Here is a 23,893-nt window from a genome sequence, read left to right on the forward strand (position 1 = left end):
TTATATCTGGAGGGACCTATGCCGTACCGAAAACATAGAGAAAAAAAATACGAAGCAAAATATCGTGAAGCTTTTAAAGTATTTCAAGAAAAGATAGGTATTACGTTTACAGATGAAAAATTATTGATTCAAGCATTTACGCATTCATCGTATGTGAATGAGCATCGAAAAAAACCGCATGAGGACAATGAGCGTCTTGAATTTCTTGGCGATGCTGTATTGGAACTCACTGTATCACAGTATCTGTTTCAAAAATATCCGACAATGAGCGAAGGAGAGTTAACAAAACTACGTGCAGCTATTGTATGTGAGCCATCTCTTGTTCGTTTTGCAAACGAAATGTCATTTGGTAGCCTTGTTTTATTAGGAAAAGGTGAGGAAATGACGGGTGGACGTGAACGACCAGCTTTATTAGCGGATGTCTTTGAAGCGTTTATTGGTGCCCTTTATCTTGATCAAGGGCTAGAAACAGTTTGGGGATACTTAAAAGAAGTTGTATATCCAAAAATTAATGAAGGTGCTTTTTCTCATGTGATGGATTATAAGAGTCAATTGCAAGAATTGATTCAGCGTGATGGTAGTGGCAATATTGAGTATCAAATTTTGCAAGAAAAAGGACCAGCCCACAACCGAGAATTTGTGTCCCGTGTAACTTTAAATAATGAGGCATTAGGTCTTGGAAGTGGTAAGTCAAAAAAAGAGGCAGAGCAACAAGCTGCTGCAGAAGCATTGAAAAAATTAAAAGAACAATCATAAGGAATCCCCCTCATTCAAAGGGGGATTCCTTATGCATAGAATGAAACTTTCCTTTTATTTATAAATAAAAGGAGTGGGAAATCCGTATAGTAGCTTGTTTTCGTACAGACAACGTTTACAACAACGGAGAATAGGAGGAAGGCCTTTCGTGTTTTTAAAAAGATTAGAAATAGCAGGATTTAAATCTTTTGCTGAGCGTGTATCTGTCGATTTTGTTCCAGGTGTAACTTCTGTAGTAGGACCTAACGGGAGCGGAAAAAGTAATATTACTGATGCAATTCGCTGGGTACTTGGTGAACAATCTGCAAAGTCATTACGCGGTGCAAAGATGGAGGATATTATTTTTGCCGGCAGTGATACGAGAAGAGCGGTTAATGTTGCTGAAGTTACATTAACTTTAAATAATGAAGACCAACGCTTACCGATTGAGTATAACGAGGTGTGTGTAACGCGTCGTGTATCTCGTTCGGGTGATAGTGATTTTTATATTAATAAACAATCTTGTAGATTGAAAGATATTATTGATTTATTTATGGACTCTGGTATGGGAAGAGAAGCTTTTTCAATTATTAGCCAGGGGAAAGTCGAAGAGATTTTAAGTAGTAAATCAGAAGAACGCCGTGGTGTATTTGAAGAAGCTGCGGGTGTGCTGAAATACAAACTTCGTAAAAAGAAAGCTGAAGGGAAATTGGCGGAAACACAAGAAAACTTAAATCGTGTACAAGATATTATTCACGAATTAAGTAGTCAAGTAGAACCACTAGAAAGACAAGCTTCTATTGCGAAAGATTATCTTGAGAAAAAAGAAGAATTAGAGAAGGTAGAAGCTGCGCTTATTGTACATGAAATTGAAGAATTACATGCAAAATGGGAAGCGCTTCGAAATCAATTTGGGCATAATAAAGATGAAGAAGCTAAAATGTCGGCGAACTTACAAAAAAGTGAAGAAGAGCTTGAGGAATTACGCGGGCAATTACAAGCCGTTGATGAATCTGTAAATTCCTTACAAGAAGTTCTCCTTCTGTCTAGTAAAGAACTAGAAAAATTAGAAGGGCAACGCGAGCTGTTAAAGGAAAGAAAGCAAAATGCAACGACACATTGTGCGCAGCTTGAAAAGCTAATTGTTGAGTTAACAGAGAAAGCTACAAGTTATGATGACGAAATTGAAACAAGTACAGAAGCGTTAATGCAATTTGTGAATCAAGTAAAAGAATTGGAGAAGAAATTGCATGATAACGAGCGATTACTTGCGACTTTTGCTGAGAATTTAGAGGAACAAATTGAGAATTTAAAAGGTGACTATATTGAACTTTTAAATCAACAAGCAAGTCTTCGTAATGAATTATCTATGATTGAAGAACAATCAAAACAGCAAAACTCTAAAAACGAACGACTTGATGAAGAAAATGAAAAGTATGTACAGATGCGTGTGGAAATTACAGCGAAAAAGGCGAAACTTGTAGAAAGTTATGAGCAAGCGAGAGAGAAAATAGCTGACATTATTTCTAACATACAGAAGACAGAAACGGCGCTTGGGAAATGTAAGTCACAGTATAGTGAAAATGAAACGAAACTGTATCAAGCGTATCAATTTGTGCAACAGGCGCGCTCTCGGAAAGAAATGTTAGAAGAGATGCAAGAGGACTATTCTGGCTTCTATCAAGGGGTACGTGAAGTATTAAAGGCTAGAGAAAATAGGCTGCAAGGTATTGAGGGAGCGGTTGCAGAACTTCTGACTGTGCCGAAAGAATATGAAATCGCAATGGAAATCGCCCTTGGGGCAGCGATGCAACATATCGTAGTACAAACAGAAGAACATGCTCGTAATGCGATTGCATTTTTAAAGCAAAATAAACATGGCCGTGCAACGTTTTTACCTCAAGCTGTTATTAAAAGCCGATCGCTATCATTTGATCAATTACGCATTGTGAATCAGCACCCATCGTTTGTCGGTGTAGCGGCAGAACTTGTGCAGTACAATAATAAATATGAGAATGTAGTTTCCAGTTTATTGGGTACTGTTGTTGTTGCGAAAGATTTACGCGGAGCAAATGAGTTAGCGAAACAACTGCAATACCGCTATCGTATTGTAACACTCGAAGGTGACGTAGTGAACCCGGGTGGTTCTATGACGGGTGGAGCTGTAAAACAAGCGAAATCCTCTTTATTGGGACGTCAACGTGAACTTGAAGAGTGGACTGAAAAACTAACTGACATGGAAGAAAAAACAACGAAGCTAGAAAACTTTGTTAAAGCAGTAAAGCAAGAGATTCAAGAAAAAGAAGTACAAATACGAGAGCTACGCCAAGGTGTAGAGACCGAACGTGTAGATGAACAGAAGTTAAGAGAAGAAATTAATCGTTTAGAATTGGATGAACATCGTATTAATGATCGTTTATCGATTTACGATTTAGAGATTGAAGGATTTTTACAAGATCAAGTAAAAATGCAAGGGCGTAAAGAAGAGTTAGAAAAGATTTTAGCTACTCTTCAAGCGGAGATTGGGGAATTAGATAGCAAAATCGTCGTTTTAACGAAACAAAAAAGTGAACAACATTCTTCAAAAGAAAAAGTTCAGAAGGAAATGACGGAGCTAAAAGTGCAAGCTGCTGAACAACAACAACGTTTGTCTAATCAAAAAGAAAAAGTCGAACGATTGACGAAGGAAAAAGAAGAGACTGATGCAACGCTTGTAAAAACGAAAGAAGATTTAGCGTTCTTAAAGCAAGAGATGACATCTAATTCAAGTGGCGAAGAACAAATTACGAATATGATTGAGAAGAAAGCGTATGATCGTAATCAAACTTCGGAGTTAATTCGTTCTCGTCGTGAACAACGCGTATCATTGCAAGAAAGAGTCGAGCATTTAGAGCGCGGTACGAAAGAAACGATAGGTAAACATAAATATATTCTTGAGATGCTGAAAGATCAAGAAGTGAAAATTAACCGACTTGATGTAGAGCTGGAAAATAGATTGCAACATTTACGTGAAACATATACTATTTCATTTGAAGCAGCAAAACTTAAGTATACAATGATGATGCCTGCAGAAGATGCGCGTAAAAAGGTGAAACTAATTAAACTATCCATCGAAGAGTTAGGCGCAGTAAATTTAGGGGCAATTGATGAGTATGAACGTGTAGCAGAGCGCCATACATTCTTATTAGAGCAAAGAGATGATCTAGAAGAAGCGAAATCGACATTGCATCAACTTATTACAGAAATGGATGAAGAGATGAAAAAACGCTTTTCTACTACGTTCGAAGGGATTCGAACAGAGTTTCAATCTGTATTCTCTGAATTATTCGGAGGTGGAAGAGCGGATTTAGTAATGACAAATCCAGAAGATTTACTAAATACTGGTATTGATATTGTAGCGCAACCACCAGGAAAGAAACTACAAAACTTAGGTTTACTTTCAGGGGGAGAGCGTGCTTTAACGGCAATTGCGCTCTTATTTGGTATTTTAAAAGTACGCCCAGTTCCATTCTGTGTGCTAGATGAAGTAGAAGCAGCTCTTGATGAGGCAAACGTTGCTCGTTTTGCGCAGTATTTAAAGAAATTTAGTGATGAAACACAGTTTATTGTAATTACACACCGAAAAGGTACAATGGAAGAGTCTGATGTATTGTACGGTGTCACAATGCAAGAATCAGGGGTGTCGAAGCTTGTTTCTGTTCGTTTAGATGATGGCGAAGAACTTGTTGCAAGTAGATAGGAAGGATGGGAAGTATGAGTTTTTTAAAAAAATTAAAAGAAAAAATTTCAAAACAAACGGATACGGTAACAGAGAAGTTTAAACAAGGCTTAGAAAAAACGAGAAATTCATTTGCTGATAAAGTAAATGACTTAGTGTACCGTTACCGTAAAATAGACGAAGATTTCTTTGAGGAATTAGAAGAAATTTTAATTAGTGCGGATGTCGGAGTTTCGACAGTGATGGAATTAATTGATCAGTTGAAAGAAGAAGTGCAACGTCGTAACATTCAAGATCCGAAAGAAGTACAGGCTGTTATTTCTGAAAAGTTAGTGGGAATTTACAAAGGTGACAGCGACTTTAGTAATGAAGTTAATATACAAGAGGATCAATTAACAGTAGTTTTATTTGTTGGTGTTAATGGTGTGGGGAAAACGACGACGATTGGTAAGCTTGCACATAAATTTAAATCAGAAGGTAAGTCTGTCCTATTAGCGGCAGGAGATACATTCCGTGCTGGAGCGATTGAACAATTAGAAGTATGGGGCGATCGTGTTGGTGTAGAAGTAATTAAACAAGAATCAGGATCTGACCCAGCGGCGGTTATGTATGATGCTGTACAAGCGGCAAAGGCCCGTAAAGTGGATGTATTGCTATGTGATACAGCAGGACGCTTACAAAATAAAGTAAACTTAATGAAAGAGTTAGAGAAAGTGAAGCGCGTAATTGAGCGCGAAGTACCAGGGGCTCCTCATGAAGTATTACTAGTTATTGATGCAACAACAGGACAAAATGGTTTAAGCCAAGCGAAAACATTCCGCGAGGCAACGAATGTTACTGGTATTGTTTTAACGAAGTTAGATGGAACTGCTAAAGGTGGTATCGTCTTAGCGATTCGTAACGAAATGGATGTTCCGGTGAAATTTGTTGGGCTAGGAGAGCAAATGGATGATCTGCAGCAGTTTGATCCAGAACAATATGTTTATGGTTTGTTTGCGAACTTAGTAGAAACAGAAGAAGTGTAAGTGAAAGAAGCGGTATTTCCGCTTCTTTTTCTATAAAAATATGTGATGTTAAGAAAAAAACTTGACACTCTTTTGTACTCCATGTAAACTAAATCATGTAAAGGGAAATCACTTAACAAAGGATGATCCAACATGCTCGAGAAAACAACGAGAATGAACTATTTATTTGATTTTTATCAATCGTTGTTAACGCAAAAACAAAGAAGTTATATGTCGCTTTATTATCTAGATGATTTATCTCTTGGTGAAATTGCGGAAGAATTTGATGTAAGTCGCCAAGCCGTGTATGATAACATTAAACGGACTGAAGCGATGCTTGAAGAATATGAAGATAAATTAGTATTACTTCAAAAGTTTCAAGAGCGACAGCGACTTGTTGCAAAGCTAAAACAGCTAATCAGCGAAGAAGAGCATGTGAATGAAGAAATGAAACAAGTTGTTGAAGCTATCGAAAAATTAGATTAGGAGGGCGGCAATATGGCATTTGAAGGATTAGCCGACCGACTTCAACAGACAATGCAAAAAATCCGCGGCAAAGGAAAAGTTTCTGAAGCCGATGTGAAAGAAATGATGAGAGAAGTTCGTCTAGCTCTTTTAGAAGCAGATGTTAACTTTAAAGTAGTAAAAGATTTTATAAAGCGTGTGTCTGAGCGTGCTGTCGGACAAGATGTAATGAAAAGTTTGACACCTGGACAACAAGTAATTAAAATCGTACAGGAAGAACTTACAGAACTTATGGGCGGAGAGCAAAGCAAAATTGCTGTTGCTAATAAGCCACCTACTGTTATAATGATGGTTGGTCTGCAAGGTGCGGGTAAAACAACGACGACAGGTAAGCTTGCGAATTTGCTTCGTAAAAAGCATAATCGTAAACCGATGCTTGTTGCAGCGGATATTTACCGTCCAGCAGCGATTAAACAGCTTGAAACATTAGGGAAGCAATTGGACATGCCTGTTTTCTCTTTGGGAGATCAAGTAAGTCCGGTTGAAATTGCGAAACAAGCGATTGCGAAAGCAAAAGAAGATCATCATGATTATGTTTTAATCGATACAGCGGGTCGCCTGCATATTGATGAAGAACTAATGGATGAATTAGCGAAAGTCAAAGAAGTTGCGAAACCGGATGAAATTTTCCTTGTTGTCGATGCGATGACAGGACAAGACGCGGTAAATGTAGCACAAAGTTTCCATGAACAGCTAGGATTAACAGGTGTTGTATTAACGAAATTAGATGGTGATACGCGCGGTGGTGCGGCATTATCTATTAAGGCTGTAACAAATACACCAATTAAATTTGCTGGTATGGGTGAAAAACTAGATGCAATTGAAGCGTTCCATCCAGAACGTATGGCATCCCGTATTTTAGGGATGGGCGACGTCTTAACATTAATTGAAAAGGCGCAAGCTACAGTTGATGAAGAGAAAGCAAAAGAACTTGAGCAAAAAATGCGTACGCTTTCGTTTACGCTTGACGATTTCCTAGAACAACTTGGACAAGTGCGTCAACTTGGACCGCTTGACGAATTGTTAGGAATGCTTCCTGGTGCAAATAAAATTAAAGGGCTGAAAAATGCACAAGTTGATGAAAAACAAATTGGGCATATTGAGGCAATTATTCGTTCTATGACTAAAGTAGAACGAGAACAACCGGAAATAATCAATGCTAGTCGTAAAAAGCGCATTGCCAAAGGTAGCGGTACAACAGTACAAGAAATCAATCGTCTAATCAAGCAATTTGATGATATGAAAAAAATGATGAAGACGATGACGGGAATGCAAAAAGGTAAGAAAAAAGGACTAGGTGGATTGAAGTTTCCATTCATGTAAGGAAAAAAGATGGCTCTGTTAAGAAAAAATACTTTACAAAGCAATAGTCTTTTTGCTAATATAATTATCTGTGTGAAATAAATTCGGAGGTGCTTTATAAATGGCAGTTAAAATTCGTTTAAAACGTATGGGAGCTAAAAAAACTCCTTTCTATCGTGTAGTTGTTGCAGATTCTCGTTCTCCTCGTGACGGACGTTTCATTGAGGAAATCGGTACTTACAATCCGGTTGCTCAACCAGCGGAAGTTAAGATCAACGAAGAAGCAGCATTAAAATGGTTAGGAAATGGTGCTAAACCATCTGATACAGTTCGTAACCTTTTCTCTAACCAAGGTATCATGGAGAAATTCCACTTATCTAAACAAGGTAAGTAATTGAGGCAATGACAATGAAAATGTTAGTCGAGACAATTGTTAAACCTCTTGTGGATCATCCTGGAGATGTAAAAGTTACACAGGAACTTTGCAACGGAGAAATAAAGTATCGATTAACTGTACATCCTGAGGATGTTGGAAAAGTCATTGGAAAGCAAGGGAAAGTTGCGAAAGCGATTCGAATGCTCTTGTATTCAGTGGGACATCATAATGATGAGAACGTCACACTGGAAATTCAATAAACGTAAAAAGGGCGAGGAGTTATTTCCTCTCCCTTTTTTAACATTTAAAGAGAAATTGCATGTTCCATATATAAAATGGAAATGCTTAATTTATATAGAAACCAGGGGTGACATACTGTTTATGACAAAATGGTTTAACGTAGGGAAAATTGTAAATACTCATGGCGTAAAAGGAGAAATTCGTGTTATTTCTCGTACTGATTTTCCAGAAGAGCGATATAAAGTAGGGAACACGTTATACATATGGGATGAGAAAGGTACAGACTATCTTACAGTGAAGGTAACTTCTCATCGTCAACATAAGACATTTGATTTATTAACACTTGAAGGATACAACAATGTAGATGAAGTAGAGAAATTTAAAGGTTCTTTAATAAAAGTACCAGAAGAGCAGTTAGGCGAACTAGCTGAAGGTGAATACTACTACCATGAAATTATTGGTTGCAACGTTGTAACGGAAGAAGGAGAAGCGTTAGGGACAATCAAAGAGATTCTATCTCCTGGTGCGAATGATGTTTGGGTGATTAAACGTCCAAAGGGTCAAGATCTGTTAATTCCTTATATTGATGACGTTGTACTTCAAGTTAACATTGAAAATAAGCTAGTAACCATTCATGTAATGGAAGGGCTACTATAATGAAAATTGACATTTTAACATTGTTTCCAGATATGTTTACGGGAGTATTTGGGTCTTCAATTTTAAAGAAAGCACAAGAAAAAGAAGCGGTAGAGCTTCGTGTTGTCAATTTCCGTGAGTATACAACTAGTAAGCATAATAGTGTAGATGATTATCCGTATGGTGGGGGCGCTGGTATGGTATTAACCCCACAGCCTATCTTTGACGCAGTAGAAGAGTTAACGAAGGAAACAGACCGTAAGCCGAGAATCGTCTTAATGTGTCCACAAGGAGAGCGTTTCACGCAGAAGAAGGCAGAAGAGCTTGCTGGAGAAGAGCATGTTATTTTTGTATGTGGCCATTATGAAGGATACGATGAACGAATTCGTGAGCATCTTGTAACAGATGAGATTTCTATTGGGGATTACGTATTAACGGGTGGAGAATTGGCTTCTATGGTAGTCACAGACAGTGTTGTACGTCTTTTGCCAGGAGTACTTGGGAATCAAACGTCACAAGTGGAAGACTCTTTTAGCACAGGTTTGTTAGAGCATCCACATTATACACGTCCTGCTGATTTTCGTGGTATGAAGGTACCGGATGTACTAATGTCAGGAAATCATAAAAACATTGATGAATGGCGCCATAAAGAGTCACTACGTCGTACGTACACACGTAGACCGGATTTACTAGAAGAAAGAGAATTATCTAAGCAAGAAGAGAAATGGCTGGAACAAATTAAAGAAGACCGATAAGGGCTTGATATATTTTCTATTGCAACAGTCCTAGCAATATGCTATTATAACATTTGTGCTACTGAAATCAGTAGCCGTATTAACGATGTTCCGCTGTAATTTAATAAGACTTTATAAGAGCATCTGTTTAAAGGAGAGAATTTAATATGCAACAATTAATCACAGAAATCACAAAAGGCCAATTAAAAACTGACCTTCCTTCATTCCGTCCTGGAGACACTTTACGTGTACACGTAAAAGTAGTTGAGGGAACTCGTGAAAGAATTCAGCTTTTCGAAGGTGTTGTAATTAAACGTCGTGGTGGCGGAATCAGTGAAACATTCACAGTTCGTAAGATTTCTTACGGTGTAGGTGTTGAGCGTACATTCCCAGTTCACACGCCAAGAATCGCGAACATCGAAGTACTTCGCCGTGGTAAAGTACGTCGTGCTAAGTTATACTACTTACGTAACCTTCGCGGTAAAAAAGCACGTATTAAAGAAATTCGATAAGACATGTATGGGAGCTTGTAAATACACAAGCTCCCTTTTTCCAATCTATATGAAATTTTGGTATAATACGAGCAGCTTACATAACTGTGGAGGGGAAAGAATGAAGAAAGAGAAGAGCTCACTTTGGGAATGGATTAAAGCAATTTTGATTGCTGTTGTATTAGCGGGCGTAATTAGACAGTTTTTCTTTGCCCCAATTCTCGTAGATGGTGTATCGATGTCGCCGACTTTACATGACCGTGATCGAATGATTGTTAATAAAATTGGCTATCACATAGGTGATCCGAAACGCTTTGATATTATTGTATTCCGAGCGACGGAAGAAAAAGATTATATTAAGCGTATTATTGGCCTGCCAGGCGACGAAATCGAATACCGTAATGATAAACTATATGTTAACGGGAAACCTTATGAGGAGCCGTATTTAGATAAGCAGAAAAAACAACTTGCTGACGGACCGCTTACATATGATTTTACTCTTGAAGAAATGACAGGAAAGAAAACTGTTCCAGAAGGTCAATTATTTGTTTTAGGCGATAATCGTCGTTTTAGTAAAGATAGCCGTTCGATTGGTACAATTTCAATGGACCAAGTGATTGGTAAAGCAAATATGCTATATTGGCCGTTAAAAGATGCACGTATTGTGAAATAAAAGAAAAAGAAGGTGGCAACATGGTAATTCAATGGTTCCCAGGGCATATGGCAAAGGCTAGACGCCAAGTAACAGAAAAATTAAAGTTAATTGATGTTGTAATTGAGCTTGTAGATGCTCGATTACCTTTATCTTCTCGTAATCCAATGATTGATGAAATTATTACGCATAAACCAAGGCTTGTTGTTTTAAATAAAGCGGATATGGCGGATGATCGTCTTACAAAGCAGTGGATTGCATATTTTGATGAAAGAGGTCAAAAGGCAATTTCAATTAATGCACAAGCTGGACAAGGTATGAAGGAAATTGCAGCAGCTTGTAAAGTTCTTGTCAAAGAAAAATTCGATAAAATGGTTGCTAAAGGCATTAGACCAAGAGCAATTCGTGCTTTAATTGTAGGTATTCCAAATGTTGGTAAATCTACACTGATTAATAAATTAGCGAAGAAGAATATAGCAAAAACAGGAGATCGTCCTGGTGTTACAACCGCCCAGCAGTGGATTAAAGTTGGGAAAGAAATGGAATTATTAGATACACCAGGTATTTTGTGGCCTAAATTTGAAGATCAATTAGTTGGTCTTCGTTTAGCGACGACGGGTGCAATTAAAGATTCTATATTAAATCTACAGGATGTAGCTATTTATGCGTTACGTTTTATGGAAAAACATTATCCAGAACGTTTAAAAGAGCGATATAATTTAAATGACATTCCAGAAGAAATTGTGGAGTTATTTGATGCAATTGGAAAAAACAGAGGTTGCTTAATGGGCGGCGGAATGATTGATTATGATAAAACATCTGAGCTTATACTTCGTGAGCTTCGTGGTGGAAGATTTGGAAAAATGACGTTTGAAACACCAGAAGAGTTTGCAGAGCAGGTAGAAGATGTGGAAAAAGTAGAAGGAGTATAAGACGTGCGTTTGTACGTCTTTTCTTTTTGGTTACGTTTAAAAGGAGTGTAAATGGATGCAAAAAATGACTATTCAAGAAGCGGAATGTTTTCTGCAAGAAATTATGAGTGAAGAAGACGAGCGTTTTCAAATGTTAGTGAAAGATGAGCGAAAAGGTGTTCAAAAACTAATTTTGAAGTGGTATAAACAAAAAGAGTTAGCGCAAAAAGAAAGAGAAAAATTTATAGAAATGTCAAAGTACGAAAATGAGTTACGTGAAAAAGGCCTCACATACATTGCTGGTATTGATGAAGTGGGCCGTGGGCCGTTAGCAGGACCGGTTGTGACGGCGGCTGTCGTCCTTCCGGAAGATTTTTATATTCCAGGATTAAATGACTCGAAAAAATTAAGTGAAGCGAAACGTGAGCGTTTTTATGATGAAATTACAGAGCATGCAATTGCGATTGGAGTTGGAATTATATCACCACAAGTTATTGATGAAATAAATATTTATCAAGCGACGAAGCAAGCGATGTTAGATGCCGTTGCTAATTTATCATGTACACCAGAATATTTATTAATCGATGCGATGAAGCTTCCTACATCAATTCCGCAAACATCAATCATTAAAGGTGATGCGAAAAGTGTCTCTATTTCAGCTGCATCTATTATTGCGAAAGTGACGAGAGATCGCATGATGAAAGAGTTAGGAGGAAAGTATCCTGCATATGGATTTGAACAACATATGGGATATGGGACGAAACAGCATTTAGAAGCGATTGAAGCACATGGAGTATTAGAGGAACATCGAAAATCATTTGCGCCAATTAAAGATATGATTCAAAAATAAGCTGTATATTCACAGCTTATTTTTTATTTTGGTATATAAACATTATTATTTTTGAAAAAGAATAAAGCGATTTCAGTTTTCTGACACTTTATTGTAGACAGCGTGCCAATCATCTTATACAATGGCAATGTAATGTTTTTTAAACATTAAAAAACTTTTTGAGTAAAACAGGAAAACAGGGGAGGATGGGACTATGAATATCCATGAGTACCAAGGTAAGGCAGTCCTTAGAAGCTATGGGGTTAGCGTTCCAAACGGGAAGGTTGCATTTACAGTAGAAGAAGCTGTAGAAGCAGCGAAAGAACTAGGAACGGAAGTATGTGTAGTTAAAGCGCAAATTCACGCTGGTGGACGCGGCAAAGCTGGCGGTGTAAAAGTTGCGAAAAATTTAGAAGAAGTTCGTACATATGCAGAAAGCATTTTAGGAACTACACTTGTGACGCATCAAACAGGTCCTGAAGGTAAGGAAGTAAAACGCTTACTTATCGAAGAAGGTTGCGATATTAAAAAAGAATATTATGTAGGTCTTGTATTAGATCGTGCAACTTCTCAAGTTGTTTTAATGGCATCTGAAGAAGGTGGAACAGAAATTGAAGAAGTAGCAGAAAAAACGCCTGAAAAAATCTTTAAAGAATATATTGATCCAGCAGTAGGTTTACAAGGTTTCCAAGCGCGTAGAATCGCGTTTAACATCAATATTCCAAAAGAACTTGTAGGACAAGCTGTGAAGTTTATGATGGGCTTATACAGTGCGTTTATCGAAAAAGATTGCTCTATCGCTGAGATTAATCCACTTGTTACAACAGGTGACGGTAAAGTTATGGCGTTAGATGCAAAATTAAACTTTGATTCTAATGCGTTATATCGCAATAAAGACATTTTAGAACTTCGTGATCTTGAAGAAGAAGATTCAAAAGAAATTGAAGCTTCTAAATATGACTTAAACTACATTCCTTTAGATGGAAATATCGGTTGTATGGTTAATGGTGCAGGTTTAGCAATGGCTACAATGGATATCATTAAACATTACCATGGTGACCCGGCTAACTTCTTAGATGTTGGTGGCGGCGCAACAGCTGAAAAAGTTACAGAAGCATTCAAAATTATCCTTTCTGACAAAAATGTAAAAGGTATCTTCGTTAACATTTTTGGTGGCATTATGAAGTGTGATGTTATCGCAGAAGGTGTTATTGAAGCAACTAAGCAGGTAGGTCTTGAGTTGCCTTTAGTTGTACGTCTTGAAGGTACAAACGTAGAGTTAGGAAAGAAAATTTTAAATGAGTCTGGTTTAAATATTGTTGCAGCAGAATCTATGGCAGACGGTGCACAAAAAATTGTTTCACTAGTGGGCTAATAGAAAGCGGGGGAGAAAAATGAGCGTATTAGTTAATAAAGATACAAAAGTTATTGTTCAAGGTATTACAGGTTCTCAAGGATTATTCCATACAAAGCAAATGATTGAATACGGTACGAAAATTGTAGGTGGTGTAACACCAGGTAAAGGTGGCACTGATATTGAAGGTGTACCAGTATTTGATACAGTAGAAGATGCTGTGAAAGCAACAGGCGCAAACGCTTCAGTTGTATACGTTCCACCCGCTTTTGCGGCTGATGCAATTATGGAAGCAGTTGATGCAAAGATTGATTTAGTAGTATGTATTACTGAAGGAATCCCTGTATTAGATATGGTAAAAGTAAAGAGATATATGGCGGGTAAACATACACGTTTACTTGGACCAAACTGCCCTGGTGTGATTACACCTGACGAATGTAAAATTGGTATTATGCCAGGATATATTCACAAAAAAGGTCATGTTGGTATCGTGTCTCGCTCTGGTACATTAACGTATGAAGCTGTACATCAGTTAACACAAGAAGGTATTGGCCAATCTACTGCTGTAGGTATCGGCGGGGACCCTGTTAACGGTACAGACTTTATTGATGCGTTAAAAGCATTTAATGAAGATGAAGAAACACATGCTGTAATTATGATTGGTGAAATCGGCGGTACGGCAGAAGAAGAAGCAGCTGAATGGGTAAAAGCTAATATGACAAAACCAGTTGTAGGTTTCATTGGTGGTCAAACTGCGCCTGAAGGCAAACGTATGGGTCATGCTGGGGCGATCATTTCTGGCGGCAAAGGAACTGCTGCTGAAAAGATTAAAACAATGGAAGCTTGTGGTATTAAAGTAGCGGAAACACCAGCTGTTATGGGTGAAACATTAATCTCTGTTTTAAAAGAAAAGGGATTATTTGAGACTTGTAAAAACTATTAATCTTTTTGAAAGACACCTTCTTATTAGAGGGTGTCTTTTTACACTTTTTCTGTTTACATAATAAAAATTATGGGTAAGGAGAATTAGGATGAAAAGAGAACGATTACTACATCTTCATTACGTGTTAGCGGATCATTGGAAGGCGATGGAGAGACTGCTATATGTCGATCCGGAATTGAAGGTAATATACAATTTTAACCAAAAACAAATAGAAAACTACACTGGAATATCCCCGGAAAAATCTGCAGAACTAGTAAATTTCCTCCAAAGTTCAAACCTTTCGAAATATATATCTTATTTAGAGAGAAATCAAATCTTTTATGTGACTATATGGGATGAAAATTACCCGCAATTATTACGTGAAATACAAGACCCTCCTTTTGTTTTATATGGAAAAGGAGAGAAGAATTTTTTAAATAAAGTAAATAAATTGGCGGTTGTTGGAACGAGAGAACCGTCGTTATACAGTCGTGAGAGTATAGAGTTTATTTTACATCCTTTATTAGAAAGAGAATGGCTTATTGTGAGTGGATTTGCAAGAGGGATAGATACAATTGCTCATGAAGTTACAGTAGGGCAGAATTGCCCGACTATTGCAATATTAGGACACGGATTATATTATATGTACCCAAAGGAGAATAGAGGTTTATATGACACGTGGAAAGACTATATATTGTTATTGACAGAGTATCCGCCGCATTATGCGCCGAAAAAATGGTATTTCCCAAAAAGAAATCGAATTATTAGCGGTATAAGTAAAGGTGTTTTAGTTGTAGAAGCAAAAACGAGAAGTGGATCCCTTATTACTGCAGACCTTGCGTTAGAACAAAATAGAGAGGTGTTTGCTCTTCCTGGACCTATATTTATTGAGAGTGCAGCGGGAACGAATTATTTAATTCAACAAGGCGCAAAGCTAGTAAGAAATGCGGAGGATATCCTTGAAGAAATTTTAAATTAACCATATATTTTTATGTTTTTATTAAACAATTATTGACAAATGGTAGATTGTCGCTGTATGGTATATTCATTCTTGATTGACAAAAACAAGAGAAATCAATAAGATTGATGAAGACTTGAATCCACCTCTTAAGGAGGCACTAGCATGTCAGATTACCTCGTAATCGTGGAGTCGCCTTCTAAGGCGAAGACCATTGAAAAATATTTAGGGAAAAAATACAAAGTCGTCGCGTCCATGGGACATGTCCGCGATTTACCTAAAAGCCAAATGGGGATAGAAGTAAAGAATAACTTCACCCCGAAGTATATTACCATTCGTGGTAAGGGTCCCGTTTTAAAAGATTTAAAATCAGCGGCAAAAAAAGCAAAGAAAGTCTATCTCGCGGCCGATCCGGATCGTGAAGGAGAAGCAATTGCTTGGCATTTAGCAAATACGTTAAATGTGGACGTTGAATCAGATTGCCGAGTTGTATTTAATGAGATTACAAAAGATGCAATAAAAGAATCATTTAAATATCCTCGTGCAATTAATATGGATTTAGTAGATGCACAACAGGCAAGGCGTATACTCGATCGTCTTGTTGGCTACAATATTAGTCCTTTATTATGGAAGAAAGTAAAAAAAGGATTAAGTGCAGGACGCGTACAATCTGTAGCAGTTCGTTTAATCATCGAACGTGAAAGAGAAATTCAAAGTTTTGAACCTGAAGAATTCTGGACAATTAAAACAGAATTTGTGAAAGGAAAAGACACATTTGAAGCAAGCTTTTACGGTGTAGATGGTGAAAAAGTTCAATTAACGAACGAAGCACAAGTAAACGAAATAATCGAAAAGATGAAAGACAATGCGTTTTCGGTTGAAAATGTAACGCGAAAAGAGCGAAAGCGTAACCCTGCATTACCGTTTACAACATCTTCCTTGCAACAAGAGGCAGCGCGTAAGTTAAATATGCGAGCAAAGAAAACAATGATGCTTGCACAGCAGCTGTATGAAGGGATAGATCTTGGAAAACAAGGGACTGTAGGTCTTATTACGTATATGAGAACTGATTCAACACGTATCTCAGAAACAGCTCAAACAGAGGCTCGTGATTACATTACTGAGGCGTTTGGTGCGGAATACATAGGAACAGAGAAGAAGAAAGAAACGAAAAAGTCGAAAGCACAAGATGCGCATGAGGCGATTCGTCCTACTTCGGTAATGAGAAAGCCAGAGGAACTAAAAAGTTTCTTAAGTCGTGATCAACTCCGTTTGTATAAACTGATTTGGGAGCGATTTGTTGCAAGTCAAATGGCATCTGCTATAATGGATACTGTTACAGCGAGACTCATTAATAACAATGTTCAGTTCCGTGCAAGTGGATCAGTTGTAAAGTTCCCAGGATTTATGAAAGTGTACGTAGAGTCGAAAGATGATGGTGCGGAAGAAAAGGATAAGATGTTGCCACCGTTAGAAGTAGGTGAAACTGTATTTTCAAAAGATATAGAACCGAAGCAACATTACACACAGCCTCCGCCACGTTATACAGAGGCTCGTCTAGTAAGGACACTTGAAGAGCTTGGAATTGGGAGACCGTCTACTTATGTACCGACACTTGAAACAATCCAAAAACGAGGATACGTTGCTTTAGATAATAAACGCTTCGTTCCGACTGAGCTTGGTGGAATAGTAATCGAACTTATTTTAGAGTTTTTCCCAGAAATTATTAACATTGAATTTACTGCCAACATGGAGCAAAGCCTTGATGAAGTAGAAGAAGGAAATGCAAATTGGGTGAAAATTGTTGATGATTTCTACGTAGGATTTGAACCGCGCTTAGAAAAAGCGGAAAAAGAAATGCGTGAAGTGGAAATTAAAGATGAACCAGCTGGGGAAGACTGTGAATTATGTAGTCACCCGATGGTCTTTAAAATGGGTAAATATGGGAAGTTTATGGCTTGTTCAAATTTCCCGGAATGTCGTAATACAAAACCGATTGTAAAAGAAATCGGTGTTACTTGTCCGAAGTGTGATAAAGGGCAAATTATTGAACGCCGTAGTAATAAAAAGAAACGTCTTTTCTACGGATGCGGTACGTATCCAGAATGTGACTTTGTATCTTGGGATAAGCCGATTGGTCGTAAATGTCCGAAGTGTGAAGGTATGCTCGTAGAGAAAAAGTTGAAAAAAGGCGTGCAAGTACAATGTATTTCGTGTGATTATGAAGAAGAACAACAAATGTGAGCGTAACTGCTCACATTTTTTTCGGGAAGAAAAGGAAAGGTGATATATATGACAACACAAGTAGTAAACGTCATTGGCGCAGGTCTTGCAGGAAGCGAAGCAGCTTACCAAATTGCAAAGCGTGGTGTCCAAGTAAAATTATATGAAATGAGACCAGTAAGGCAAACACCAGCTCATCATACAGATAAATTTGCTGAATTAGTATGTAGTAACTCACTTCGCGCAAACACATTAACAAATGCTGTTGGTGTTATTAAAGAAGAAATGCGCCTAATGGATTCTGTCATTATTCGTGCAGCTGATGAATGCTCTGTACCAGCAGGAGGTGCTTTAGCTGTAGACCGTCATGAATTCGCGGCGAAAGTGACTGAATATGTGAAAAATCATCCGAACGTAACTGTAATGAATGAGGAAATCACTGAAATTCCAGAGGGGCCAACTGTTATTGCGACAGGTCCGCTTACGTCTCCAGATCTTTCTGCACAATTAAAAAAACTAACAGGTGAAGATTATTTTTATTTCTATGATGCTGCAGCGCCAATCGTTGAGAAAGACAGCATTGACATGAATAAAGTATATTTAAAATCTCGTTATGATAAAGGTGAAGCGGCATATTTAAACTGTCCAATGACAGAAGAAGAGTTTGATCGCTTTTATGAGGCTTTAATTGCTGCTGAGACAGTGCCTTTAAAAGAATTTGAAAAAGAAATTTTCTTTGAAGGTTGTATGCCAGTAGAAGTTATGGCAAGTAGAGGGAGACAGACGTTAGTATTTGGACCGATGAAGCCTGTTGGGTTAGAAGATCCGAAAACAGGGAAAACACCGTATGCGGTTGTTCAGTTACGTCAAGATGATGCAGCAGGAACATTGTACAATATTGTAGGCTTCCAAACACATTTAAAGTGGGGGCCACAAAAAGAAGTGTTACAGCTAATTCCAGGACTAGAAAACGCAGAGATTGTACGTTATGGTGTAATGCATCGTAATACGTTTATTAATTCACCTAATTTGCTTCGTCCAACATATCAATATAAACAACGTGATGATTTATTCTTCGCTGGTCAAATGACTGGTGTAGAGGGTTATGTTGAATCAGCAGCATCAGGATTATTAGCGGGTATTAACGCTGCTCGACTTGTACAAGGTGAAGAGCCAGTTGTATTACCACCTGTAACTGCAATGGGAAGTATGGCAAATTATATTACTGCGACAAATGCGAAAAACTTCCAGCCGATGAATGCAAACTTCGGATTATTTGCACCGTTAGAGAAGAAAATTAAAAAGAAACAAGAGCGAAATGAAGCATATGCTACACGCGCTTTGGAAACAATTCAAAATTTTGTAAATATTTAATTAAATTTCTTGCAAAGGCTACTAAGTTGTGCTACGATTTAGTAGCCTTTATTGAGGTGAGTTATATGGATGTGAATGTGAAGAAATTGTTACAATTATTCGTTGGATATTTACAAATTGAAAGAAATTATTCAAAATATACAATTGCAAGTTATCAAAATGATTTAGAACATTTTGTGCAATTTATGGAGCGAGAAGGCATATCCTCTTTTTTAGATGTTACATACGCGGATGTTCGTTTATACTTGACGACGTTGCACGATGAAAAGTTAGCCCGTAAATCTGTCGCAAGGAAAGTATCAAGCTTACGAAGTTTATATCGTTTTTTGATGCGTGAAGGTTATCGAAAAGATAATCCGTTTGCACTTGCGTCACTCCCCAAGAAAGAATTGTCAATCCCAAAGTTTTTATATGCTGAAGAGTTAGAGGAATTGTTTGAAGTTTCTGATACAGAGACGCCATTAGGTCAAAGGAATCAAGCTTTATTAGAGTTGATGTATGCAACTGGGATTCGTGTAAGCGAATGTGTTAATTTGCAACTTACCGACATTGACTTTGCAGTGGGAACAATTTTAGTGATGGGAAAAGGGAAAAAACAAAGATATATTCCGTTCGGAAGCTATGCACAAGATGCTTTAATTACTTATATAGAGAACGGGAGAAAACAGTTAGCTCAAAAGACTGAAGAACAATCTCATATGGTATTTTTAAATGCGAAAGGTAAGCCGTTAACAGATCAGGGTGTACGTTATGTGTTGAACGAACTCATTAAGAAAGCTTCACTTACAATGCGGATAAGTCCCCATATGTTAAGGCATACATTTGCTACACATATGTTGGATGAAGGAGCGGATTTACGTACTGTGCAGGAGCTATTAGGTCATGAAAATTTGTCGACGACACAAATTTATACGCATGTCTCTAAAGAAAGATTGCGTTCTGTGTACATGAAGCATCACCCGCGGGCATAAATTGCTTTTAAAGCTATAAAAACATATAAAGGAGTTTTTTCTATGGGAAATTTCCACGCTACAACGATATTTGCAGTTCATCATAATGGAGAATGTGCAATGGCTGGAGATGGTCAGGTAACGATGGGGAATGCTGTTGTAATGAAACATACAGCTCGCAAAGTTCGCAAACTTTTCCAAGGGAAAGTTTTAGCTGGTTTTGCAGGCTCAGTTGCTGATGCATTTACTCTTTTTGAAATGTTTGAAGGAAAATTAGAAGAGTATAATGGCAACTTGCAGCGCGCTGCAGTTGAGATGGCGAAACAATGGCGTGGTGATAAAATGCTACGTCAGCTAGAAGCAATGCTCATTGTCATGGATAAAACAACGATGCTCCTTGTTTCAGGTACAGGAGAAGTAATTGAACCAGATGATGGTATTTTAGCAATTGGTTCAGGTGGACATTATGCACTTGCTGCTGGTCGTGCTTTAAAGCAACATGCAAGTGAACAATTAACAGCGAAACAAATTGCGAAGGCCAGTTTAGAAATTGCAGGCGATATTTGTGTTTATACGAACCACAACATAATTGTTGAAGAATTGTAGAATCGTAAGGGAGGCATTTTATATGCATTTACATTTTACTCCGCGCCAAATTGTGGAAAAATTAGATCAATACATCATCGGTCAAAAAGATGCAAAGAAAGCGGTTGCTGTAGCTCTACGAAATCGATACCGTCGCAGTAAATTAGTTGAAAATTTACGTGATGAAATTGCACCTAAAAACATTTTAATGATTGGACCGACAGGTGTTGGTAAAACAGAGGTAGCACGGCGAATGGCGAAACTCGTTGGAGCACCTTTTATTAAGGTTGAAGCGACGAAATTTACAGAAGTTGGATATGTGGGTCGAGATGTAGAGTCGATGGTCCGCGACCTTGTTGAAACGTCTGTTCGTATCGTGAAAGAGGAAATGGTAGTTAAAGTTCAAGATAAAGCAGAAGAGCAAGCGAATCAACGTCTTGTTGAAATTTTAGTGCCGAGTCCGGAGAAACAATCTGGATTTAAAAATCCATTAGAAATGCTTTTTGGTGGTAATCAAAATTCAAACCAAACATCTGATGCACAGGAAGATGATGAAATCGAAAAGAAACGTCAAGATGTGGAAAGAAAGCTTGCGGCAGGCCTTCTTGAAGATGAAGTGGTATCAATCGAAGTGACGGAACAACAGTCTTCTATGTTTGATATGTTGCAAGGAACTGGCATGGAGCAAATGGGGATGAATTTCCAAGATGCACTAGGAAGTATCATGCCGAAAAAAACGAAAAAACGTAAACTTTCTGTAAAAGAAGCAAGAAAACTCTTGACAAATGAAGAGGCACAGCGCTTAATTGATATGGATGAAGTTACACAAGAGGCTGTTTATCGTGCTGAACAGCTCGGGATTATTTTTATCGATGAAATTGACAAAATTGCTGGTAAGCAGTCGAATAGCGTAGATGTATCGCGTGAAGGTGTGCAACGTGACATTTTACCGATTGTAGAAGGATCGAATGTTGCAACAAAATACGGATCAGTAAAAACGGATTATATTTTATTTGTTGCAGCTGGAGCGTTCCATATGTCTAAACCGTCGGATTTAATTCCGGAATTGCAAGGGAGATTTCCGATTCGAGTAGAATTAACAAAACTATCGGCGGATGATTTTGTTAAAATATTAATCGAGCCAGACAATGCGCTAATTAAACAGTACATGGCGTTATTAGCGACTGAAGGTATAGAAATTGAATTTTCAGACGAAGCTATTCGTAAGATTGCTGAGATTGCTTATCAAGTTAATCAGGATACAGATAATATTGGAGCGAGAAGACTTCATACTATTATGGAGAAGCTCCTTGAAGATTTATCGTTTGAGGCATCTGAAATTACGTTAGAGAAAATAACGATAACACCTCAATATGTTGAGGAAAAATTAGCGACAATAGCTAAAAATAAAGATGTGAGCCAGTTTATTTTGTAATAGTGTCATCAGGTGACTCGCCCTAGTTTCCAAGTGATGAAAAAATATGTAAGTAACATGTAGGAGGAAATTTTGAAATGGAATTATTAGCAAAAACGAGAAAATTAAATGCGTTATTACAGAGCGCAGCAGGAAAGCCTGTAAACTTTAGAGAGATGTCTGATACAATGTGTGAAGTAATTGAAGCGAACGTGTTCGTTGTAAGTCGTCGTGGTAAATTATTAGGATATGCGATTCACCAACAAATCGAGAACGAACGTATGAAGCACATGCTTGCAGAGCGTCAATTCCCAGAAGAGTATACGCAAAGCTTATTCAATGTTACAGAAACATCTTCAAATTTAGGTGTGGATAGTGACTACACAGCATTCCCAGTAGAAAATAGAGAATTATTCGGTCAAGGTTTAACTACAATCGTACCAATCGTTGGTGGCGGTGAGCGTCTAGGTACACTAGTCTTAGCTCGTCTTGGTCAAGAGTTCTTAGACGATGATTTAATTCTTGCTGAATACAGTTCAACTGTTGTAGGTATGGAAATCTTACGTGAAAAAGCAGAAGAAATCGAAGAGGAAGCACGTAGTAAAGCTGTTGTTCAAATGGCGATTAGCTCATTATCTTACAGTGAGTTAGAAGCAATCGAGCATATCTTCGAAGAATTAAATGGAACAGAAGGTTTACTTGTTGCAAGTAAAATTGCTGATCGCGTAGGAATTACTCGTTCTGTAATCGTAAATGCACTACGTAAATTAGAAAGTGCTGGTGTTATTGAGTCTCGCTCTTTAGGTATGAAAGGAACATACATTAAAGTGCTAAACGACAAGTTTCTACAGGAACTTGCTAAATTAAAAACAAACTAATTTATAAAAAAACTCTCCTCGATTGAGGAGAGTTTTTTGTTTTTTTAAGAGAATGATTTTGCTTACGTAAGGCGTCATGACAACATTCATTAGAAAACTATTAATTAACCTTCAATTCCTTGCTTAAAGGAATTGAAGGTTGGTAATACTAGAATTTGAGCGTGAAAAAAAGAAAGTTTTACATTGTTCGCATTTTCGACTTGATTGTAATATTTCAGTATGATATAGTAAGCAGTGGTGTCAGTACAAAGTACACACGTTTACTGATTTAAGTGTTGGTGCTACGTTCGTAGTTTCGCTTAGAGATGAAGTAAACGGAGGATATCAAAAAACCATTTAGGAGGAACTAAATTATGTCAGTAATTTCTATGAAGCAATTGCTTGAAGCTGGTGTTCATTTCGGACATCAAACTCGTCGTTGGAACCCAAAAATGAAGCGTTACATTTTCACAGAGCGTAACGGTATCTACATCATCGACTTACAAAAAACTGTGAAAAAAGTTGAGGAAGCTTACAGAACGATGCGTGACATCGCTGCTGAAGGCGGAGACATCTTATTCGTAGGTACTAAAAAACAAGCACAAGAAGCTATTAAAGAAGAAGCAACTCGTGCTGGTATGTACTTCGTTAACCAACGTTGGTTAGGTGGAACTTTAACAAACTTCCAAACAATCCAAAAGCGTATCAAGCGTCTTAAAGATATCGAAAGAATGCAAGAAGATGGTACTTTCGAAGTACTTCCTAAGAAAGAAGTTGTTCAACTTAAAAAAGAGTTAGAGCGTCTTGAGAAATTCTTAGGCGGTATTAAAGATATGAAAGGTCTTCCAAGTGCATTATTCGTAGTAGACCCTCGTAAAGAGCGTATTGCAGTTGCTGAAGCACGCAAATTACACATTCCAATCATCGGTATCGTTGATACAAACTGTGATCCAGACGAAATCGATCACGTTATTCCAGCAAACGATGATGCAATTCGTGCTGTAAAACTTCTTACATCTAAAATGGCAGACGCGATCCTTGAAGCAAAACAAGGTGAAGAAACTGTTACTGCGTAACAAATTTGGAAAGGTGATAAGGGGTTC

At 37.8% G+C, this 23,893-nt stretch carries 23 protein-coding genes; all 23 read left to right on the forward strand.

All coding sequences use genetic code 11. From position 1 onward, the window contains the following. The first annotated feature begins 18 nt into the window (after window positions 1-18). Complete coding sequence (gene rncS, locus QCI75_RS08120) at window positions 19-756, forward strand: ribonuclease III (RefSeq protein ID WP_070144596.1); 738 nt, start codon at window positions 19-21, stop codon at window positions 754-756. Between the two features lie 148 nt (window positions 757-904). Further along, window positions 905-4,474: a chromosome segregation protein SMC gene (gene smc / locus QCI75_RS08125; RefSeq protein ID WP_144506133.1), complete on the forward strand. Its 3,570-nt coding sequence runs from the start codon at window positions 905-907 to the stop codon at window positions 4,472-4,474. 14 nt (window positions 4,475-4,488) lie between these two features. Beyond that, complete coding sequence (gene ftsY, locus QCI75_RS08130; RefSeq protein ID WP_002146088.1) at window positions 4,489-5,478, forward strand: signal recognition particle-docking protein FtsY; 990 nt, start codon at window positions 4,489-4,491, stop codon at window positions 5,476-5,478. Window positions 5,479-5,610: 132 nt separating this feature from the next. Continuing rightward, the gene (locus QCI75_RS08135) at window positions 5,611-5,943 is read left to right on the forward strand and encodes a putative DNA-binding protein (RefSeq protein ID WP_000891061.1); all 333 of its coding nucleotides are present in this window, start codon (window positions 5,611-5,613) and stop codon (window positions 5,941-5,943) included. 12 nt (window positions 5,944-5,955) lie between these two features. Then, window positions 5,956-7,305, forward strand: coding sequence for a signal recognition particle protein (gene ffh / locus QCI75_RS08140; RefSeq protein WP_002111383.1), 1,350 nt, complete (start codon window positions 5,956-5,958; stop codon window positions 7,303-7,305). 100 nt (window positions 7,306-7,405) lie between these two features. Continuing rightward, on the forward strand, window positions 7,406-7,678 hold the full coding sequence (gene rpsP, locus QCI75_RS08145; protein ID WP_000268750.1) for a 30S ribosomal protein S16: 273 nt from the start codon (window positions 7,406-7,408) through the stop codon (window positions 7,676-7,678). Between the two features lie 14 nt (window positions 7,679-7,692). Beyond that, window positions 7,693-7,920 (forward strand): KH domain-containing protein, encoded by a 228-nt coding sequence (locus QCI75_RS08150; RefSeq protein WP_002088196.1) that lies wholly within the window; start codon window positions 7,693-7,695, stop codon window positions 7,918-7,920. Between the two features lie 121 nt (window positions 7,921-8,041). Next, window positions 8,042-8,557 (forward strand): ribosome maturation factor RimM, encoded by a 516-nt coding sequence (gene rimM, locus QCI75_RS08155; RefSeq protein WP_033711967.1) that lies wholly within the window; start codon window positions 8,042-8,044, stop codon window positions 8,555-8,557. Next, the gene (gene trmD, locus QCI75_RS08160; RefSeq protein WP_002014522.1) at window positions 8,557-9,291 is read left to right on the forward strand and encodes a tRNA (guanosine(37)-N1)-methyltransferase TrmD; all 735 of its coding nucleotides are present in this window, start codon (window positions 8,557-8,559) and stop codon (window positions 9,289-9,291) included. Before rimM ends, trmD begins: the two co-directional genes overlap by 1 nt. Before the next feature lie 146 nt (window positions 9,292-9,437). Beyond that, window positions 9,438-9,782, forward strand: coding sequence for a 50S ribosomal protein L19 (rplS, locus tag QCI75_RS08165; RefSeq protein WP_002014524.1), 345 nt, complete (start codon window positions 9,438-9,440; stop codon window positions 9,780-9,782). A gap of 100 nt (window positions 9,783-9,882) precedes the next feature. Continuing rightward, window positions 9,883-10,434: a signal peptidase I gene (gene lepB, locus QCI75_RS08170; RefSeq protein ID WP_002066791.1), complete on the forward strand. Its 552-nt coding sequence runs from the start codon at window positions 9,883-9,885 to the stop codon at window positions 10,432-10,434. A 20-nt stretch (window positions 10,435-10,454) separates the two neighbouring features. Beyond that, window positions 10,455-11,345, forward strand: coding sequence for a ribosome biogenesis GTPase YlqF (gene ylqF / locus QCI75_RS08175; protein WP_353760209.1), 891 nt, complete (start codon window positions 10,455-10,457; stop codon window positions 11,343-11,345). A 55-nt stretch (window positions 11,346-11,400) separates the two neighbouring features. Then, complete coding sequence (locus QCI75_RS08180; RefSeq protein WP_353760210.1) at window positions 11,401-12,174, forward strand: ribonuclease HII; 774 nt, start codon at window positions 11,401-11,403, stop codon at window positions 12,172-12,174. Window positions 12,175-12,367: 193 nt separating this feature from the next. Further along, window positions 12,368-13,528: an ADP-forming succinate--CoA ligase subunit beta gene (sucC, locus tag QCI75_RS08185; protein ID WP_002014529.1), complete on the forward strand. Its 1,161-nt coding sequence runs from the start codon at window positions 12,368-12,370 to the stop codon at window positions 13,526-13,528. 19 nt (window positions 13,529-13,547) lie between these two features. Then, window positions 13,548-14,450: a succinate--CoA ligase subunit alpha gene (gene sucD, locus QCI75_RS08190; protein WP_070144589.1), complete on the forward strand. Its 903-nt coding sequence runs from the start codon at window positions 13,548-13,550 to the stop codon at window positions 14,448-14,450. 88 nt (window positions 14,451-14,538) lie between these two features. Then, window positions 14,539-15,408 (forward strand): DNA-processing protein DprA, encoded by an 870-nt coding sequence (gene dprA / locus QCI75_RS08195; protein ID WP_353760212.1) that lies wholly within the window; start codon window positions 14,539-14,541, stop codon window positions 15,406-15,408. 144 nt (window positions 15,409-15,552) lie between these two features. After that, window positions 15,553-17,631 (forward strand): type I DNA topoisomerase, encoded by a 2,079-nt coding sequence (topA, locus tag QCI75_RS08200; RefSeq protein WP_088059916.1) that lies wholly within the window; start codon window positions 15,553-15,555, stop codon window positions 17,629-17,631. A 48-nt stretch (window positions 17,632-17,679) separates the two neighbouring features. Next, a complete protein-coding gene (gene trmFO / locus QCI75_RS08205) occupies window positions 17,680-18,984 on the forward strand; it encodes an FADH(2)-oxidizing methylenetetrahydrofolate--tRNA-(uracil(54)-C(5))-methyltransferase TrmFO (protein ID WP_071718855.1) in 1,305 nt (434 codons plus the stop codon). Between the two features lie 71 nt (window positions 18,985-19,055). After that, the gene (gene xerC, locus QCI75_RS08210) at window positions 19,056-19,955 is read left to right on the forward strand and encodes a tyrosine recombinase XerC (RefSeq protein WP_144505457.1); all 900 of its coding nucleotides are present in this window, start codon (window positions 19,056-19,058) and stop codon (window positions 19,953-19,955) included. Window positions 19,956-19,997: 42 nt separating this feature from the next. Continuing rightward, window positions 19,998-20,540 (forward strand): ATP-dependent protease proteolytic subunit HslV, encoded by a 543-nt coding sequence (gene hslV / locus QCI75_RS08215; RefSeq protein ID WP_070144585.1) that lies wholly within the window; start codon window positions 19,998-20,000, stop codon window positions 20,538-20,540. A gap of 22 nt (window positions 20,541-20,562) precedes the next feature. After that, window positions 20,563-21,954: an ATP-dependent protease ATPase subunit HslU gene (gene hslU / locus QCI75_RS08220; RefSeq protein ID WP_144505427.1), complete on the forward strand. Its 1,392-nt coding sequence runs from the start codon at window positions 20,563-20,565 to the stop codon at window positions 21,952-21,954. Window positions 21,955-22,031: 77 nt separating this feature from the next. Further along, window positions 22,032-22,811, forward strand: coding sequence for a GTP-sensing pleiotropic transcriptional regulator CodY (codY, locus tag QCI75_RS08225; RefSeq protein ID WP_002014541.1), 780 nt, complete (start codon window positions 22,032-22,034; stop codon window positions 22,809-22,811). Between the two features lie 353 nt (window positions 22,812-23,164). Further along, window positions 23,165-23,866, forward strand: coding sequence for a 30S ribosomal protein S2 (gene rpsB / locus QCI75_RS08230; RefSeq protein WP_000111485.1), 702 nt, complete (start codon window positions 23,165-23,167; stop codon window positions 23,864-23,866). Window positions 23,867-23,893: the final 27 nt, after the last annotated feature.

This window comes from Bacillus cereus group sp. RP43 (genome assembly GCF_040459645.1).
Taxonomy (GTDB): domain Bacteria; phylum Bacillota; class Bacilli; order Bacillales; family Bacillaceae_G; genus Bacillus_A; species Bacillus_A mycoides_C.

Coding starts and splice junctions, on each gene's coding strand:
- QCI75_RS08135 (WP_000891061.1), top strand. CDS start 5,611: ATGCTCGAGAAAACAACGAGAATGAACTATTTATTTGATTTTTATCAA.
- sucD (WP_070144589.1), top strand. CDS start 13,548: ATGAGCGTATTAGTTAATAAAGATACAAAAGTTATTGTTCAAGGTATT.
- trmD (WP_002014522.1), top strand. CDS start 8,557: ATGAAAATTGACATTTTAACATTGTTTCCAGATATGTTTACGGGAGTA.
- rpsB (WP_000111485.1), top strand. CDS start 23,165: ATGTCAGTAATTTCTATGAAGCAATTGCTTGAAGCTGGTGTTCATTTC.
- ylqF (WP_353760209.1), top strand. CDS start 10,455: ATGGTAATTCAATGGTTCCCAGGGCATATGGCAAAGGCTAGACGCCAA.
- hslV (WP_070144585.1), top strand. CDS start 19,998: ATGGGAAATTTCCACGCTACAACGATATTTGCAGTTCATCATAATGGA.
- rncS (WP_070144596.1), top strand. CDS start 19: ATGCCGTACCGAAAACATAGAGAAAAAAAATACGAAGCAAAATATCGT.
- rpsP (WP_000268750.1), top strand. CDS start 7,406: ATGGCAGTTAAAATTCGTTTAAAACGTATGGGAGCTAAAAAAACTCCT.
- lepB (WP_002066791.1), top strand. CDS start 9,883: ATGAAGAAAGAGAAGAGCTCACTTTGGGAATGGATTAAAGCAATTTTG.
- QCI75_RS08180 (WP_353760210.1), top strand. CDS start 11,401: ATGCAAAAAATGACTATTCAAGAAGCGGAATGTTTTCTGCAAGAAATT.
- sucC (WP_002014529.1), top strand. CDS start 12,368: ATGAATATCCATGAGTACCAAGGTAAGGCAGTCCTTAGAAGCTATGGG.
- codY (WP_002014541.1), top strand. CDS start 22,032: ATGGAATTATTAGCAAAAACGAGAAAATTAAATGCGTTATTACAGAGC.
- QCI75_RS08150 (WP_002088196.1), top strand. CDS start 7,693: ATGAAAATGTTAGTCGAGACAATTGTTAAACCTCTTGTGGATCATCCT.
- rimM (WP_033711967.1), top strand. CDS start 8,042: ATGACAAAATGGTTTAACGTAGGGAAAATTGTAAATACTCATGGCGTA.
- ffh (WP_002111383.1), top strand. CDS start 5,956: ATGGCATTTGAAGGATTAGCCGACCGACTTCAACAGACAATGCAAAAA.
- hslU (WP_144505427.1), top strand. CDS start 20,563: ATGCATTTACATTTTACTCCGCGCCAAATTGTGGAAAAATTAGATCAA.
- dprA (WP_353760212.1), top strand. CDS start 14,539: ATGAAAAGAGAACGATTACTACATCTTCATTACGTGTTAGCGGATCAT.
- rplS (WP_002014524.1), top strand. CDS start 9,438: ATGCAACAATTAATCACAGAAATCACAAAAGGCCAATTAAAAACTGAC.
- trmFO (WP_071718855.1), top strand. CDS start 17,680: ATGACAACACAAGTAGTAAACGTCATTGGCGCAGGTCTTGCAGGAAGC.
- ftsY (WP_002146088.1), top strand. CDS start 4,489: ATGAGTTTTTTAAAAAAATTAAAAGAAAAAATTTCAAAACAAACGGAT.
- topA (WP_088059916.1), top strand. CDS start 15,553: ATGTCAGATTACCTCGTAATCGTGGAGTCGCCTTCTAAGGCGAAGACC.